This is a genomic window from Rhizobium sp. IY2 (genome assembly GCF_047532935.1).
Taxonomy (GTDB): Bacteria; Pseudomonadota; Alphaproteobacteria; order Rhizobiales; family Rhizobiaceae; genus Rhizobium; species Rhizobium anhuiense.
Genome location: NZ_JBLKNU010000001.1, coordinates 682,477 through 697,532, shown reverse-complemented (window position 1 = coordinate 697,532; position 15,056 = coordinate 682,477). Strand labels below are relative to the sequence as shown.

Below are 15,056 nucleotides of genomic sequence, written 5' to 3'. Positions count from 1 at the left end.
CCCTAGCTAATCAACGTGCGGCAGAGATCGACGAAATCGCTGGCCCAGCCGGCAAAAAGCGCGAAGAGCAGCAGCCAGACCGCAAGCATGAAATGCGAATAGATAGCTGAGAGATCGACGCTGAGGCTCAGCCTCTCCGCCGCGATATCGGCTGCGAAGGCCTTGACCGTCGTGTGCGCCAGCACCGCCAGCCCGCCGAGAATATGCAGGCCATGCAGCCCGGTCAGCATGTAGAAGAAGCTGTTGGCGGGGTTATCATCAAGCACGTAGCCTGCCGCGACCAACTCCCGCCATACCTGGATCTGCCCGGCGAGGAAGAAGACCGCAAGCAGAAGTGCCGTAACGAGCGCAGGCCGCAGGCTTTCCATGCGGCCATGCCGCACTTCGCGCTTAGCCCATTGCAGCGCCGCACTGCTCAAGGTCAGCGCCGCGGTGTTCACCCAGAGCAGGCGCGGAACCGGCATCCCCCACCAGTCGGCCGAGGCCGCGCGCATGAAATAGGCGCTGACGGCAAGGCTGAAGAGCGCGCCGACGACGCCGAGAAAGACGAAGAGACCGATCTTCACCGCCGGCACCGGCGGCCGGTCGGTGCCGTCATGAACCGGCATCTGCACGGAGCCGGTCTCCAGCCAGGGCTTCGAGGTCAGCCGCTGCCCGGAGAGCCACCAGATCATGATGGCGGCGATGGCGGCCAGAAAGATCAGAACGACGCTCATGCCGGCGTCTCCCGGGTGACGCCAGCCGTTGCCGGCACATTCTGCGGAATGAAATCCTCGGCCGCCCCCGGCACGCTGTAATCATAGGCCCAGCGATAGACCACAGGCAGGTCTTTGCCCCAGTTGCCGTGCGCCGGCGGCGTCTCAGGCGTCTGCCATTCCAGCGTCGTTGCCCGCCAGGGATTGCCGCCGGCCTCCCTGCCCCGGAAGAGGCTCCAGGCGAGATTGAACAGGAAGACCATCTGCCCGGCGCCCACGACCAGCGCCATGACTGTGATGAAGATGTTCAGCGTGTGGGCCGAAGGCGGAACGAAGGCCGTCTCCCCCATCTCGAAATAGCGGCGCGGCACGCCGAGCAGGCCGAGATAGTGCATCGGAAAGAAGATCGCATAGGTGCCGAGGAAGGTGATCCAGAAGTGGATATGGCCGAGCAGGTCGTTCAGCATGCGCCCCGTCACCTTCGGATACCAGTGGTAGATCGCCCCGAAGATGACGAGGATCGGCGCCACTCCCATGACCATGTGGAAGTGGGCCACGACGAACATCGTATCCGACAGCGGCACGTCGACGACGACATTGCCGAGGAACAGGCCGGTCAGGCCGCCATTGACGAAGGTGACGATGAAGGCGAGCGCAAAGAGCATCGGCAGCGTCAGGTGGATATCGCCGCGCCACAGCGTCAGCACCCAGTTGTAGACCTTGATCGCCGTCGGGATGGCGATGATCAGCGTCGTCGTGGCGAAGAAGAAGCCGAAGGCCGGGTGCATGCCGCTGACATACATGTGGTGCGCCCAGACGACGAAGCTCAACGCCCCGATGATGACGATCGCCCAGACCATCATGCGGTAGCCGAAGATATTCTTGCGCGCATGCGTGCTGATCAGGTCCGAGACGATGCCGAAGGCCGGCAGCGCCACGATATAGACCTCGGGATGGCCGAAGAACCAGAAGAGGTGCTGGAACAGGATCGGGCTGCCGCCGCCATGCTGGAGCTGCGTGCCCATCTCGACGATGGCGGGCATGAAGAAGCTGGTGCCGAGCACGCGGTCGAAGAGCATCATGACGCAGGCGACGAAGAGTGCGGGAAAAGCGAGCAGCGCCATCACGGTTGCGGTGAAAATGCCCCAGACGGTGAGCGGCATCCGCATCAGCGTCATCCCGCGCGCCCGACCCTGCAGCACGGTTACCACATAGTTCAGCCCGCCCATCGTGAAGCCGATGATGAAGACGATCAGCGAGGTCAGCATCAGCAGGATGCCCCAGTCCTTGCCGCCTGGTGTGCCTGACAGAACGGATTGCGGCGGATAAAGCGTCCAGCCGGCCCCCGTCGGGCCGCCGGGGGCGAAGAAGCCGGCGGCGAGGATCAGCACCGCGAGCAGGTAGATCCAGTAGCTCAGCATGTTGGCGTAAGGGAAAACCATGTCGCGGGCGCCGACCATCAGCGGAATGAGGTAATTGCCGAAGCCGCCGAGGAAGAGCGCAGTCAGGAGATAGATCACCATGATCATCCCGTGCATGGTGATGAACTGGTAATAGTGATCGGCATCGATGAAGGTGAAATAGCCGGGGAAAGCGAGCTGAATCCGCATCAGCCAGGAGAGTACCAGCGCCACCAGGCCGATCGCGATGGCGGTAATCGAATATTGCACGGCGATGATCTTGGCATCCTGGCTGAACACATATTTCGTCCACCAGCTGTGTGGATGATAAAGCTCCACATCCTCGACTTCGGCGGATGGGATGCTGCCGGATGGAATCTCGACCATGATCTCTCTTCCTTCCCCCGCCGGTTCACCGAACCGGCCTGCGGTCTGCGACCACTGCACGGTTCAGTTTGCCGGCGGCAGCTCTCCCGATGACGCCGTCAACTGGGTGAATGTCTGCTGCTGCCCGAGCCAGGTCTGATAGTCCGCGTCGTTGTCGACGACGACGGTGCCGCGCATTTGCGGATGACCGACGCCGCAGAGTTCGGCGCAGAGGATCTCGAAGGTCCCCGTCCGCGTCGGCGTGAGCCAGAAGTAGGTGACCATGCCGGGGATCATGTCCATCTTGGCGCGAAACTCAGGCACGTAGAAATCATGGAGCACATCGACCGAGCGCAGCAACATGTGCACCGGCTTGCCGATCGGCAGATGCAGTTCGCCGCCTTCGATGATGATGTCATCGAGGCCGCTTGCATCGTTCTTGTCGAGGCCGAGCGGGTTTTCGGGCGTAACGTCGCGCGTTTCGGCGCGGCCGAGCTTTCCGTCCGCCCCCGGCAGGCGGAAGCTCCACAGCCACTGCTGGCTGACGACCTCCACCGATGCGGCATCGGCGGGCACCGTGATGAACTGGTTCCAGACGATGAGGCCGGGCGCCAGCATGGCGGCGACGCCGACCGCCGTTCCCGAGGCGAGCATCACCTCCAGCCTGCGGTTTTCAGGCTCGTAATGCGCCTTGTTGCCCGGCTTATGCCGGAAGCGAAAGACGCAATAGGCCATGAACAAGACCACTGCCACGAAGACGATGCCGGTGATCCAGAAGGTGACGACGAGAGTGCTGTCGATATAGGTCCAGTTGGACGCGATCGGCGTCCACCACCACGGGCTCAGCACATGGAACAGCACGGAGCCGACGACAATCAGGACGAGGATCAGCACGACAGCCATTTCCGCTCCTCCTCGAGCAGGTTGACCCGTGAAACCGCATTCCGCAAAAAGTCCGTCTTTATTATCGCACAGATAGAAAATATCGGCAATTACGGCAATTTAGGCACCTGCCGCGCCACTTCCACCCGTCATTTTGGAGTATGGCCCATCATTTGGAATATTGCTTGAGATAGGCGATGAGATCGGTGATCTCCTGGTCGTCCTTCACGCCGACGAAGGCCATCTTCGTGCCCTTCACCTTCGCTTTCGGATTATGCAGATAGTCGCGCAGCACTGTCTCGTCCCAGACGAGACCGCCTTCGCCGGCCGCTTTCATTCCGGCCGAATAGGCGAAATCAGGATGCGTGCCGGCCTGTCGGCCGAACAACTTGTTCAGCGACGGACCGACCTTGTTCGTATCAGAATCGGCGACATGACAGGTTGCGCATTTCTTGAAAACGGCGGCACCCGCGGTCGCATCGCCCTCCTGCGCCCCGGCGCGACCGGGGGAAAGGGCAATCACGGATGTGGCAATCAGCAGAATAACACGATAGTCCATGGCAAACCTCATCCTCCTCAAGGTTGCCAGCCACTTGCACCCTCAGCAATCTCTCGCGTATGGGTAGTGGTTGTATGGCTTAAAGCTTAGTCCTTCGCGGCAGCAAGTCAATCGGCCCTACAATTGGAGCCATCTGAACGTAATCTGATACGAGGTGAACCCGGCGCGGATAAGCTGCCTGAGCTACCGCTATTTGACCTATTGCCCGATCGAAAGCGCCTCCTCTACCGCCAGTTCGGCCATGGCAAGCGCCGCCTCTCGGGTCCTGGCGGCGGCGATGAATCGGCCGTTGTGGCAGAAGCTCGCGCCCTCTATGCCGCACGCCGCCTCCAACGCGCCATTGGTGAGCCCGGCCCAGGCCGCCGGCAGATCGGCCCTGAGCTCGAAACCATCCTCGGCGCGGCGGATGCCGGTTATGCACCAGTCCTTTTCGCGCGGATGGACGACGAACAGCAGGTGATCGGCGCCTGCTTTCACGATAGCAGGCCGGAAGGGCATTCCCCTCGGCAATTCCAAAACACGCCCCTGCCCGGTAGCCTCGATTGCCTGATGCACGACCGCCTCGGCCCGCAATTTCGCAGCACTCTGCGCAATCCTGGCCTCGACGAAACTGCGGGCGATGGCAAGGGCCGCGTGGAAGGCACGGTCGTCGGCAGCGGGGTCGGCATCGTCGAAGACCGGTTTCAGCGTTTCCAGCAGAGCCGGCAGCGTCAACCCGGCCAGCGGCCCGGAGGGGCTGAGCGCGCCATTGTCCGTCAGGTCGACCGGCAGCACGAAACTGGCGTCGAAAGAACCATGCAGCGTCTCGACATGTACTTCGGGAAGACCGGAGGCTGCGAGATAATCAAGGCCGTAATGCTTCCAGATCAAGCCGAAGGAACTGTAGGGCTGGCCATCGTCGCGCAACGGCGCGCCGCGCTGGTGGTGGTCGAATATCCCGGCGGCAGGGTCATAGGCGCCGCCGACATCGTAGATGATGCGGTCTTCGCCCGGCGTGATCCATTCCGGCGCCCGGCTGCGGACGATACGCGCCTGCGGGAAAAGCCGGGTCAGGATGACGCTCGACAGCAATTCGTCGGCATGGAAGCCACCGGAATGGGTGACGAGGAAATCGGGGGTCATAAAAGGCCTTGTCGTTCTCGGCGGGTTCGCCTGGGGTCAGCACCAGATAGCGGTTGGCGGATATGACGACAAGCCTTTGGCCCGACATCTGAGGGTCAGCCTCCCGGAGATTGAGCCTTGGCAATGTCTAGAATGCGCTATTTGCAGCCATCGCGAAGTTGTCTATCTTGCGCCGTCGCAAACATCAGGCGCAAACCATCGCTTTCCGTCAACAATCCGGCGGCAGCACCATGAAGGAAGACACCCGTGGGATGGAAACCCGTCATTCGCGCAGACGGCGAAGGTGAGCAGATATTGTTCAAGGTCGGACTGATGACCTTCAAAGCAACCTCGGCCGAAACCAATGGCCAATTTGCCTTCATCGAAACGATTTTGCCGCCGGGCGCGCGCGTCGAGCCGCATCAGCATCCAGAAGCGGAGGTCTTCTTCATACTGGACGGTGAATTCACCTTCTGGATCGGCGACGAGGAGGAAGCAACGACCTCAGGGAAAGGCGCCTTTCTAAGCGTGCCACCGTATGTACGCCATGCCTACTGGAACCATACTGATGTCCCCGGCAAAATTCTCGGCATGCTGGCCCCCGGTGGCAATGGCGGTCTGGAGACCTTCTTCCGCCAGGTCGGCGTGCCGCTGCATGAGGGCGACGACATTCCCGACCTGACCAGGCCCGTGGACTTTCTCCATGAGGAAATCGAACGTCACCGAAACCGGCCGCATCAGGATTGAACGATCACTTTGGGTGGAAAGAGGCAGCGTTTGGAGATTCCTCCGCACTTTCATGTTGCCGAAACATCAGGATGGCTTGTGAACCACCGCATGAACTCCGCCCTTCCCGGCTACCTCATGCTCAGTTCCAAGACCGATACCAACGATCTGTCGGATTTGTCTGAAGACGCCCTGGCCGAATTCGGCCCCTTGCTCGCAAGGGTTCAGAGCGCCCTGAAACGGAAATTGAATGCCCAGCGCGTCTATATCGGCCGATACGGGCACACGCCCGGTTATCCGATCCATTTCCATGTGATCCCGATATATGACTGGGTGGAGGAGTTGTTCTGGAAGGACGCTCGATATCGCCTGCTCCAGAGTTTTGCAGAGGGTCCGGGGGAAACCGCAACGGATGGCGCGGAACTGACGCTGTTTGTCTGGCGCGAATTCTGCGAACGCACAGAGCCGCCGCCCATCAGCGGGCCATCGGTCTCAGAGGTCATCAAGCTGTTGCGGGAGGCAATGCGGTTTTCGGCGCCTGAAGCCTAAGACAGCGCCGGTCCCGGCTGTCTTGCGACGAGCGCACGGCGCCAGGCCCGGAAGAAGGCCAGTGAGGTCATACCCCTCCTTAAGATCGAAATTCCCCGCCGTTCCTTAATCCATGACGTATTGGATATGATGCCGGCCATGCACGGCCGATTTCTGGACATGGGCGCGAACGCCGAAGACCCGGCCGATCATCTCCTCCGTCAGCACATCCTCCGGCGCGCCCGAGGCGATGACCTTGCCCTTTTGAAGTACCGCCAGGCTGTCGCAGAACATTGCCGCCAGGTTGAGATCGTGCAGCGCGACGATACAGGTGATACCGAGCTTCGAGATCAGCGAGAGAATGTCGAGTTGGTGCTGGATATCGAGATGGTTGGTCGGCTCGTCGAGCAGCAGTTCGCTCGGCGCCTGCGCCAGCGATCTCGCAATATGGACGCGCTGGCGCTCGCCGCCCGACAGTGTCTGCCAGAGCTGGCCTGCCCTCTCCCGCATGCCCGTCCGCGACAGCGCCTGGTCGACGGCAGCGTCGTCTTCGGCGCCCCAGGACGACAACAGCCCGCGATGCGGGGTGCGGCCAAGCCGCACCACATCGCGCACTGTCAACTGCGTATCGGTCGTCGACTGCTGCTCGACGAAGGCGACGCGACGCGCAAGGGCTGCGCGCGACAGCGAGGAAATGTCGTCCTCGCCGAGCCTGATGACACCGCTGCGAACCTTGCGCAGCCGGCAGATCAATCTGAGAAGGCTCGACTTTCCGGAACCGTTCGGCCCGAGCAACCCGAGCACCTTGCCCCTTTTCACCGTCAGGCTGACGCCGTTGACAATGACGGTGTCGCCGGCGGCAAAGCTCACCTCGTCGACGTTGATGCTCATGCATTCCCTCGTACGCGATAGAGGATGACGGCGAAGGCCGGCGCGCCGAAGAGCGCGGTGACGACACCGATCGGCAGGATCTGCTGCGGTATGATGATGCGCGAAAGGATATCGGCGCCGACCATGTAGATGGCGCCGCCGAGCGCCGTTGCCGGCAGCAGCCGCCCATGGGCCGGCCCGACAAGGAAGCGGGCGGCATGGGGTATGACGAGGCCGACGAAACCGATCGAGCCCACCATGCTGACGACGCTTGCCGTCATCGCCGCCGTCAGGGCGAACAGCACGATCTGGACGCGGCGCACGGCAATGCCAAGCGAGGCGGCGGCATCCGTGCCGAAGGCGAAGGCATCGAGCGCCCGCACATGGGCCATGCAGACGATGAAGCCGGCAAGCGCGATCGGCACCGAAAGGTAGACATCTGGCCAGCGTACGCCGCTGAGCGACCCCAGAAGCCAGAACAGGATGCCGCGCGCCTGCTCGGCATTCGCCGATGTCGTCACGATGTAGGAGGTGAGCGCGTTGAAGAGCTGCGAACCGGCGACGCCACACAGTATGATGCGTTCGCCGGTTCCCCCCGCACCCGTCGCCAGGAAGCCGACCAGCAAAAAGGCCATGACTGCGCCGATGAAGGCCCCGCTCGACAGGCCGAGAATACCGTAGCCGAAGCCGAGAATCATCACGCAGACGGCTCCCGTCGAGGCGCCGGCGGAGATGCCGAGCACATAGGGTTCGGCCAACGGATTGCGCAGCAGCGCCTGCAGGATGGCGCCGCAGAGCGAGAGCGACGCGCCGGCGCTGGCCGCGACGAGGGCGCGGCTCAGCCGATAATCCCAGACGATGCCCTGGTGGATGCGGCTGAGCTCGAAATCGGTTCCGAACAGGCGGTTCGAAACCGCCTCAGCCGTCGTCGCAAGCGGGATGGCAATCTCGCCGATGGAAACGGCGAGACTGATCATCAGTCCAAGAAGGAGAAGCGCGGCAATGGTGAGCGCCGCGAGCGCCCACCATCCCTGCCGCCTGAGCGATACTGTCTTCACTGTGCCAGGCCGAAGGACTTGATGCCCTTCGCCACTGTCTCGATGCCGTCGATCGTGCGGATCGTCGGGTTCATCGACTGCGCATCCATCATCACGAAGTGCCTGTTCCTGACGGCATCGAGTTCCCTGGCCACAGGGTCGTTCTCGAGAAAGTCAAGCTTGACCTTGGGATCGTCGGCCGCATAACGGCGGCGATCCATGGTCGCCAGCACGATCACCGCGGGGTTCGCCTGGGCGATGGTTTCCCAGCCGACCAGCGGCCATTCCTCTTCGGTTGTCACGACGTTCTTCGCGCCGATCGTCTTGAGGATATAGGCAGGTGCGCTGTTCTTGCCGGCAATGAAGGCGTCGCCGTTGACCTCCTTGCTGGAAAACCAGAAGACGACCGGCAGGCTCTTGCCCGTCGCGCCCGATATCGACGCCACGGCATCCGCCTCGCGCTTCCTCAGCTTGGAAATCAGCGCATCGCCGCGCTCCTTGACGTCGAAGATCTCCGAGAGTTCAGCGATTTCCCGGTAGATCAGGTCCATCGTGAACAGCTCCCCACGCACACCGTCGCCGCCATCGGTGTTGACCTTGGCGACGCAATCGGCCGGCGCGAGATAACTATTGATCCCGAGATCCTTGAACTGCTCCCGCTTGCCGACGGAGCCCTGCGCGCCGACATGCCATTCGAACTCGGCCGCCACGAGGTCGGGCTCCTGCCCGACGACGGATTCGAAGCTCGGATCGTTGTCGGCGAGGCGTTTTATCTTGCTGTTGGCCTCGGCATATTGCGGCAGGACAGGGCCAACCCAGACGGCGGTTCCGGCGATCTTGTCGGCAAGGCCGAGCGAGAACAGAATTTCAGTCATGCCCTGGCCGATCGAAACGATCCTGGCGGGCGCCTTCTGGAACGTCACCTGCTGGCCGCAATTGCTGACGGTCAGGGGATATTGGGTCGCGGCCAAGCTTGGTGCCGCAAGGCCGGCCAGCCCGAAGGTAAATGTCATGATGGCGAGAAATTGACGCATGAAAACCTCGATGATGGGAAAACAGGCACGGCCGCGCCGCGCGCATATACGCAACGCTGAAGTCACGCTGACGCGTAGACTAGCCGCGGGAGGCCCAATCGAGACGGATGCATGCCGATATCAGGCGAAGGTTCAGAAGGACAATCATGTCTGTTCCTTGTCCGGGCATCCCCGCCCGGTTGATTGGATCGCGATTGACGGCAGGTCTCCTGGCTTGCGGATATCCGTCTTTCATCCGCCTTCCCGCGATATCCGCAGTGGCGTGGCCTTTAGGCCAAGGGCATGATCGCTCCGCGATCAACCCCGAGATCGACAATCCGCTTACAGTTGCGGGGGCAGCCACGGTCTCGGTCCCTACTGGGTCGTCCTCACCGTGTTCCCTATTAATCCCCTTGGAGTCATCTTCAGGGAACCGTCGCCCCCAGTTACGTCGCCTGCCTGCACGACGTCAATGGTTATTGCGAAGGCGCCGCGCCACCAGCGGATAAATATATCGCACGCTCCACGCCGCCGTTCGGTGCGCGAACTACCGGTGGCGGTCGGTCTTGGATATCACGGCGAAAAGCGCTTCCTCGCGATAGGCAAGTCTCCGCGCTGTCCGTGACCTCCGAAAATTATCCGTTGATACGGTCCAGTGAATGGTCTAATTTTCCAGATGAAGCCGAGTTGTACTGGTTGGGAGCGCGAACGATGCGAGTGTCTGTCACGGATGCCAAGGGGCAGTTGACCGAGTTGGTCCGACGTGCCGAAGCCGGGGACGAGGTCATCCTCACCCGGCACGGTCATGCCGCCGTGAAACTGGTTCCAGTGAGGGCTGCGCCCGATCGGAAATCCCGCCGGATGCTCATGGAAGCGGTGCGGGCCTCCGCCAATGCCAAGGCCGCCGACGGGCCGCCGGCCGCACGCAGCCAGGATTTCCTCTATGGCGATGACGGCCTGCCCGAATGATCGTCGTCGACACCTCCGCCTTGATGGCGATCGTGCTTGGCGAACCGCAAGCCGATGCCCTGATTGGCGTCCTCGAAGCCGAAGAAAATCTCCTGATCTCCGCCGGCACGGTCGCCGAAGCCTTGATCGTCTCGGCCCGCCGCAACGTCGGTGATGAGATGGAACAGCTGATCGACGGTCTCGGCTTCGAAATTGTCGCCGTTACCCCCGCCTCAGCCCGACGCATCGCCGAAGCCTACCGCACCTGGGGCAAAGGCGCCCACCCCGCAAGCCTGAACTTCGGCGACTGCTTTGCCTATGAAGTAGCGAAGGAACATGGCTGCCGGCTGCTATTCGTGGGGCATGATTTTACCAGGACCGATATAGAAAACGCGCTTTGAACGATGCGGCTGTTGCCGGCGCCGGCCGCCCCTCACAACGCATCCAGCGGGATCTTAAGATATCGCCGGCCGTTCTCCTCCGGCTCGGGCAGCCGCCCGCCGCGGATGTTGACCTGCAGCGCGTGCAGCATCAGCTTCGGCTTCGGCAGCGTGCGGTCGCGCGCCTGGCGCAGCGCCACAAAGCCGGCCTCGTCGATGCCCGATATATGCGGATTGGCGCGCTTCTGGGCGGCAACCGTGCTTTCCCAGCGCGGGTGGCGGCCACCCGGCTGATAGTCGTGACCGGAAAACAGCCGGGTCTCCTCGGGCAGCGACAGGATCGCCTGGATCGTGTGCCAGAGGGCGCTGGCGCTGCCGCCCGGGAAATCCGTGCGGGCGGTGCCGGAATCCGGCGTGAACACCGTATCGTGCACGAAGGCGGCGTCGCCGATCACATAGGTGATCGAGGCGAGGGTGTGCCCGGGCGAAAACATCACGCGGGCCTTGAGCGTGCCGATCTCGAACGTCTCGCCATCGGCAAACAGCCGGTCCCATTGCGAGCCGTCGGTCGCGAGCGCCGGCCAATTGTAGATCTCCTTCCAGAGCGCCTGCACGTCGGTGACATGGGCGCCGATCGCCGTCGGCGCACCGGTCTTTCCCTTGAGGTAATACGCAGCGGAGAAATGATCGGCATGCGGATGCGTGTCGAGGATCCACTCGACCGTCAGCCCTTCGCTCTCGATATGGGCGAGGATGGCGTCGGCATTGGCCGTGCCCGTCGCCCCCGACATCTCGTCGAAATCGAGCACCGGGTCAATGATGGCGCAGCGTTTCGTCGCCGGGTCGGAAACGACATATTGCACACTGCAGGTGCGGGGCTCGAAGAAGGCCTTCACATGAGGTACCTGCCCTGCCCGCTTCTCCAGCCAGCGCCGCGCGCCGGCAAGATCGAAGCCGAGGCCTTGACCAAAGGCCTCGACATCCCCGGACTTCATCCGCCCGTCCAGCGCCTCGCCCAGCGCATAAAGCGTCAGCGCCCGTGTGCCGCTCTTGCAATGGGCGACGACCGGCCCCTTCGCCTCAGCTATCGCCGCCTGAAAGGCGCGGATATCGGCCTCGGTAATCTCGGCCCCCTTCACCGGCACGAAGCTGTAGGCGAGCCCGGCGGCGGCGGCTGAAGCCTTCTCCGCTGCATTACCGGGTTGCCCCGGCTCTTCGCCATCCGGCCGATCATTGATGACGGCGGCAAAGCCGTCTGCCGCGAAAGCACCAAAGTCCGCGGCGCCGGGCTGCCCCGTCACCGATATCAGCTCATTGACCCTCACGGATGTCATCGAAGCCCCCGCGCTGCCCTCATCAGGCATTATCGCATGTATATCGACACAATCTCACAAGTATATTGCCGAGCGCAAGAATAGACCACTTGTCGCATCCCCGAGCTTGCCGCCGGCCCGCAAAGCCTGACGAAACCGGCGGGAGAGGCTCCTCATACTTCCGCCCGGCCCGGCTCCTTCGGTCAAAACGACAGCGTCGCAGCGCCCTCCTTGATCTCGGCATGCATGGCGCTGGCGCCGACGATGACGACACCGTCGAGCATGTCCTCCTGCGTGTAACCGCGCGAGGTCACGCAGGGCGGGCAGGCCCAGATCGTGCCGCCGCGCTGCTGGAAATTCTCGATCAGCATCGACAGCGGATCAAGCGGCGGCACCTGTGTCATGCGCTGGCCACCCTTGCGCACCAGATCGATCCCGGTGCTGGTGAGGAACACCGAGACCTTCAGCCCGGCGGTGATGCCGCCATTGGCAATGGTGAAGGCGACGGAGGACAGTTCGGATTCGATGCCCTTGGTGATGAGCACGACCAGTTTGTCGCTTTGAGTTTGCATAGTATTCTCCCAGTGAATTGAAATGAACGCTCACCACGAGTGAGCGAGAACACCATAGGAGGGTGCGCGGGGCGCGTATTTGGCCGGGATGCGTGAAGCCTTGTCCGAAAATCCAGGCGTTGCGGGTGTCGTGCGCGACGACGTGTTGTCGGCGCTGCTTTCGACGATCCGCCTGTCGGGATCGCTGCAGTTCTGCTTCATGCCGACGGGCGACTGGCAGACGGATGCCGCGCCGGCCTTAGCAAACCTCTCGGCCAAGGCTTCGGGCACGATGCCTTTTCACATCGTCGTGGCCGGCAGCTGCTGGCTGAAGACGGAAGGGGAAGAGACCGATCTGGAGGCCGGAGACGTGCTGGTCTTCCCCTTCGGCACCGGACATCAGCTCGGCGCGGGAAGGGACGGCATGCTGGTGCTGCCGACGCGCGACCTGCCGCAGAAGCCCTGGCGTGAGATTCCCGTGCTGCGCTATGGCGAGGCGGCGCAAAGGGTGCGGCTGCTCTGCGGCTATCTGCAATGGGACGGCTTGAGCTTTGCGCCGCTGCGCCAGGCGCTGCCGAAAATGATCCATGTCAGGACACGGGCCGTCAATGACGGCGACTGGTTGCGCGCCACAATCCGCCAGATGATCGAGGAGGTCGACAGGCCGCGCGCCGGCGGAGTTTCCATGCTGCCGCGGCTGACTGAAATCGTGTTCATCGAGATCCTGCGCCATCAGATCATGATGGCCGAACCGCGCTCGGTCGGCTGGCTGGCAGCCCTTGCCGACCCCGCGCTGTCGCGCTGTCTCTCCCTCATTCACGACGATCCCAGACACGACTGGTCGCTGGAGGACCTCGCCTCAGCCTCCGGCCTGTCGCGCAGCGCCCTCGCCGACCGCTTCCAGGCGATGCTCTCGACCTCGCCCATCCGCTATATCAGGGACTGGCGGCTCTACCTCGCAAGTGTCGCCCTCGCCACCTCAGGTCAGCCTATCGCAACAATCGCCTACGACGCCGGCTACGCCACCGAAGCCGCCTTCAATCGCGCCTTCTCTCGCGCCTTCGCCACCCCGCCGGCGACGTGGCGGGCGATGGCGCGGGCCTAGAGTGGGATCGGCTCGGACAAGGTTGGCATGAGGAAGCCGCAACACTCATGGGTGGAAAAAATCAAAGGATGCGCTAATTAGAAGCACCATCAAAATCGGGAGCGCGCCTTGGATTCCGAATCCCCTCAGCCACTCACAACTCGCTTTCCTGTCGGTGGCGGGGAAACTGGCCGACTGATCCAGACCCGCGACTGGAGCAAGACGCCGCTCGGTCCTCTCGACCTCTGGCCGCAAAGTCTGAAGACGGCCACCAATATGCTCCTGCTTTCACCCGTGCCCATCGTTCTTCTCTGGGGCGAGGACGGCGTGATGATCTATAACGACGCCTATTCCGTCTTCGCCGGCAGCCGCCATCCGGATCTTCTCGGTTCGAAGGTCCGCGAGGGCTGGAGCGAAATTGCCGACTTCAACGACAATGTCATGAAAGTCGGGCTGTCCGGGAAGACACTTGCCTACGAAAACCAGGAACTGACGCTGTTGCGCCACGGCAGCCCGGCTCCTGCCTGGATGAACCTCGACTATTCACCCGTCCTCGACGAAAGCGGCAAACCCGCGGGCGTCATCGCGATCGTCGTCGAAACGACGAAAAGCGTCCTTGCCCAGCGCCGGCTGCGCGAGAGCGAAGAGCGGTTCAGGGCGTTCACCACGGCCACGACCGATATCGTCTATCGCATGAGCGCCGACTGGAAGGAGATGCAGCAGCTCGACGGTCGCAACGTTCTTGCCGACACCGCCAATCCGACTGTCGCCTGGCAGGAGGCCTATTTGTTTCCCGAGGACATTCCGGCGATCCAGGCGGTGATCGACGAGGCGATATCAAGCAAGGGTGTTTTCGAATGCGAGCATCGCGTCCGGCGGGCCGACGGCAGTACCGGGTGGGTGCTGTCGCGGGCCGTTCCACTCTTGAACGACGCAGGCTCTATCGTCGAATGGTTTGGGGCCGCGACCGATATCACCGAGCGGCGACGCAAGCAGCAACAGCTGGAACTTGTCGTTCATGAGCTCAATCATCGCGTCAAGAACAATCTGGCGATGGTGCAGGCTTTTGCGTTTCGCACCTTCCGGGATTCCGAAGACATTCCTCGTGCACTGGACAGTTTCACGGCGCGGCTGGTGTCGCTCGGCCGTGCCAATGATCTGTTGACGGGGGAACTGTGGAGCAGCGCTTCGTTGAAACAGACGCTCGACCAGGCGACCATTCCGCATCGGCCGGATGGCGGGCGATGGGAGCTCGCCGGAGACGATATCCGGGTTTCGGCAAAGACGGCGCTGGCGCTGACCATGGCCTTTCACGAACTCGGCACAAATGCTGTGCGCCACGGCGCATGGTCGAATGATGGCGGCGCCGTCCGCGTCAGATGCTCCCTTCAAATCATCGACGAAGGAACGCAACGCTACCGCATAGACTGGGACGAACATGGCGGACCGCCGGTCGAGCAGCCGAAGCGGAAGGGTTTCGGCACGGTCCTCATCCAGCGCGGCCTTGCCGCGGAGACGGGAGGCAATGTGGAGATTTCGTTTGCCGAAACGGGTTTTTCCTTCCGTCTCGACGCTCCGGCAGACCGTCTCCGGAACGAATGAC

Annotated in this window: 16 protein-coding genes and 1 riboswitch; of the genes, 6 read left to right on the top strand and 10 right to left on the bottom strand. The window is 62.5% G+C overall.

The genetic code is table 11. From position 1 onward, the window contains the following. Positions 1-2: 2 nt before the first annotated feature. The 5 genes from ACMUVN_RS03360 to ACMUVN_RS03340 form a co-directional block, all read right to left on the bottom strand. Entirely contained in the window at positions 3-716 is a 714-nt protein-coding gene (locus ACMUVN_RS03360) for a cytochrome c oxidase subunit 3 (protein ID WP_414814874.1), read from the bottom strand. Next, entirely contained in the window at positions 713-2,482 is a 1,770-nt protein-coding gene (gene ctaD, locus ACMUVN_RS03355; protein ID WP_097542267.1) for a cytochrome c oxidase subunit I, read from the bottom strand. Before ctaD ends, ACMUVN_RS03360 begins: the two co-directional genes overlap by 4 nt. Positions 2,483-2,545: 63 nt before the next feature. Next, positions 2,546-3,364: a cytochrome c oxidase subunit II gene (locus tag ACMUVN_RS03350; protein WP_132572340.1), complete on the bottom strand. Its 819-nt coding sequence runs from the start codon at positions 3,362-3,364 to the stop codon at positions 2,546-2,548. Positions 3,365-3,512: 148 nt separating this feature from the next. Further along, a complete protein-coding gene (locus ACMUVN_RS03345; protein ID WP_097542266.1) occupies positions 3,513-3,902 on the bottom strand; it encodes a c-type cytochrome in 390 nt (129 codons plus the stop codon). Positions 3,903-4,100: 198 nt separating this feature from the next. Beyond that, positions 4,101-5,024 (bottom strand): MYG1 family protein, encoded by a 924-nt coding sequence (locus tag ACMUVN_RS03340; protein ID WP_132572343.1) that lies wholly within the window; start codon positions 5,022-5,024, stop codon positions 4,101-4,103. Between the two features lie 294 nt (positions 5,025-5,318). Here ACMUVN_RS03340 and ACMUVN_RS03335 point away from each other — a divergent pair, with 294 nt between their 5' ends. Together ACMUVN_RS03335 and ACMUVN_RS03330 are read left to right on the top strand one after the other, a co-directional pair. Continuing rightward, positions 5,319-5,750 carry a cupin domain-containing protein gene (locus ACMUVN_RS03335; protein WP_132572346.1) on the top strand — a complete coding sequence of 144 codons (432 nt, stop codon included), beginning with the start codon at positions 5,319-5,321 and terminating at the stop codon, positions 5,748-5,750. Between the two features lie 30 nt (positions 5,751-5,780). Then, a complete protein-coding gene (locus ACMUVN_RS03330; RefSeq protein ID WP_097594243.1) occupies positions 5,781-6,278 on the top strand; it encodes an HIT family protein in 498 nt (165 codons plus the stop codon). A 105-nt stretch (positions 6,279-6,383) separates the two neighbouring features. Here the strand turns inward: ACMUVN_RS03330 and ACMUVN_RS03325 are convergent, their stop codons facing one another. From ACMUVN_RS03325 to ACMUVN_RS03315, 3 genes are read right to left on the bottom strand one after another with little or no spacing between them, the layout of a single operon-like run. Then, positions 6,384-7,148, bottom strand: coding sequence for an ABC transporter ATP-binding protein (locus ACMUVN_RS03325; RefSeq protein ID WP_097594242.1), 765 nt, complete (start codon positions 7,146-7,148; stop codon positions 6,384-6,386). Beyond that, positions 7,145-8,185: a FecCD family ABC transporter permease gene (locus ACMUVN_RS03320; protein ID WP_047610579.1), complete on the bottom strand. Its 1,041-nt coding sequence runs from the start codon at positions 8,183-8,185 to the stop codon at positions 7,145-7,147. The genes ACMUVN_RS03325 and ACMUVN_RS03320 overlap by 4 nt, the downstream gene beginning before the upstream one ends. Then, the gene (locus ACMUVN_RS03315) at positions 8,182-9,198 is read right to left on the bottom strand and encodes an ABC transporter substrate-binding protein (protein WP_132572349.1); all 1,017 of its coding nucleotides are present in this window, start codon (positions 9,196-9,198) and stop codon (positions 8,182-8,184) included. Before ACMUVN_RS03315 ends, ACMUVN_RS03320 begins: the two co-directional genes overlap by 4 nt. Positions 9,199-9,379: 181 nt before the next feature. Then, positions 9,380-9,630: riboswitch (cobalamin riboswitch) on the bottom strand. A gap of 258 nt (positions 9,631-9,888) precedes the next feature. Here ACMUVN_RS03315 and ACMUVN_RS03310 point away from each other — a divergent pair. Next, entirely contained in the window at positions 9,889-10,146 is a 258-nt protein-coding gene (locus ACMUVN_RS03310) for a type II toxin-antitoxin system Phd/YefM family antitoxin (protein WP_132572352.1), read from the top strand. Then, complete coding sequence (locus ACMUVN_RS03305) at positions 10,143-10,526, top strand: type II toxin-antitoxin system VapC family toxin (protein WP_132572355.1); 384 nt, start codon at positions 10,143-10,145, stop codon at positions 10,524-10,526. The genes ACMUVN_RS03310 and ACMUVN_RS03305 overlap by 4 nt, the downstream gene beginning before the upstream one ends. A 32-nt stretch (positions 10,527-10,558) precedes the next feature. On the opposite strand, the gene blh is transcribed toward ACMUVN_RS03305, so the two are convergent. Together blh and ACMUVN_RS03295 are read right to left on the bottom strand one after the other, a co-directional pair. After that, a complete protein-coding gene (blh, locus tag ACMUVN_RS03300; RefSeq protein WP_132572357.1) occupies positions 10,559-11,839 on the bottom strand; it encodes a bifunctional sulfur transferase/dioxygenase Blh in 1,281 nt (426 codons plus the stop codon). A gap of 182 nt (positions 11,840-12,021) precedes the next feature. After that, on the bottom strand, positions 12,022-12,390 hold the full coding sequence (locus tag ACMUVN_RS03295) for a DsrE family protein (RefSeq protein ID WP_132572360.1): 369 nt from the start codon (positions 12,388-12,390) through the stop codon (positions 12,022-12,024). Positions 12,391-12,478: 88 nt separating this feature from the next. Here ACMUVN_RS03295 and ACMUVN_RS03290 point away from each other — a divergent pair, with 88 nt between their 5' ends. Then, the gene (locus ACMUVN_RS03290) at positions 12,479-13,474 is read left to right on the top strand and encodes an AraC family transcriptional regulator (protein WP_127430363.1); all 996 of its coding nucleotides are present in this window, start codon (positions 12,479-12,481) and stop codon (positions 13,472-13,474) included. Between the two features lie 108 nt (positions 13,475-13,582). After that, entirely contained in the window at positions 13,583-15,055 is a 1,473-nt protein-coding gene (locus ACMUVN_RS03285; RefSeq protein ID WP_132572363.1) for an HWE histidine kinase domain-containing protein, read from the top strand. The last annotated feature ends 1 nt before the right edge of the window (position 15,056 follow it).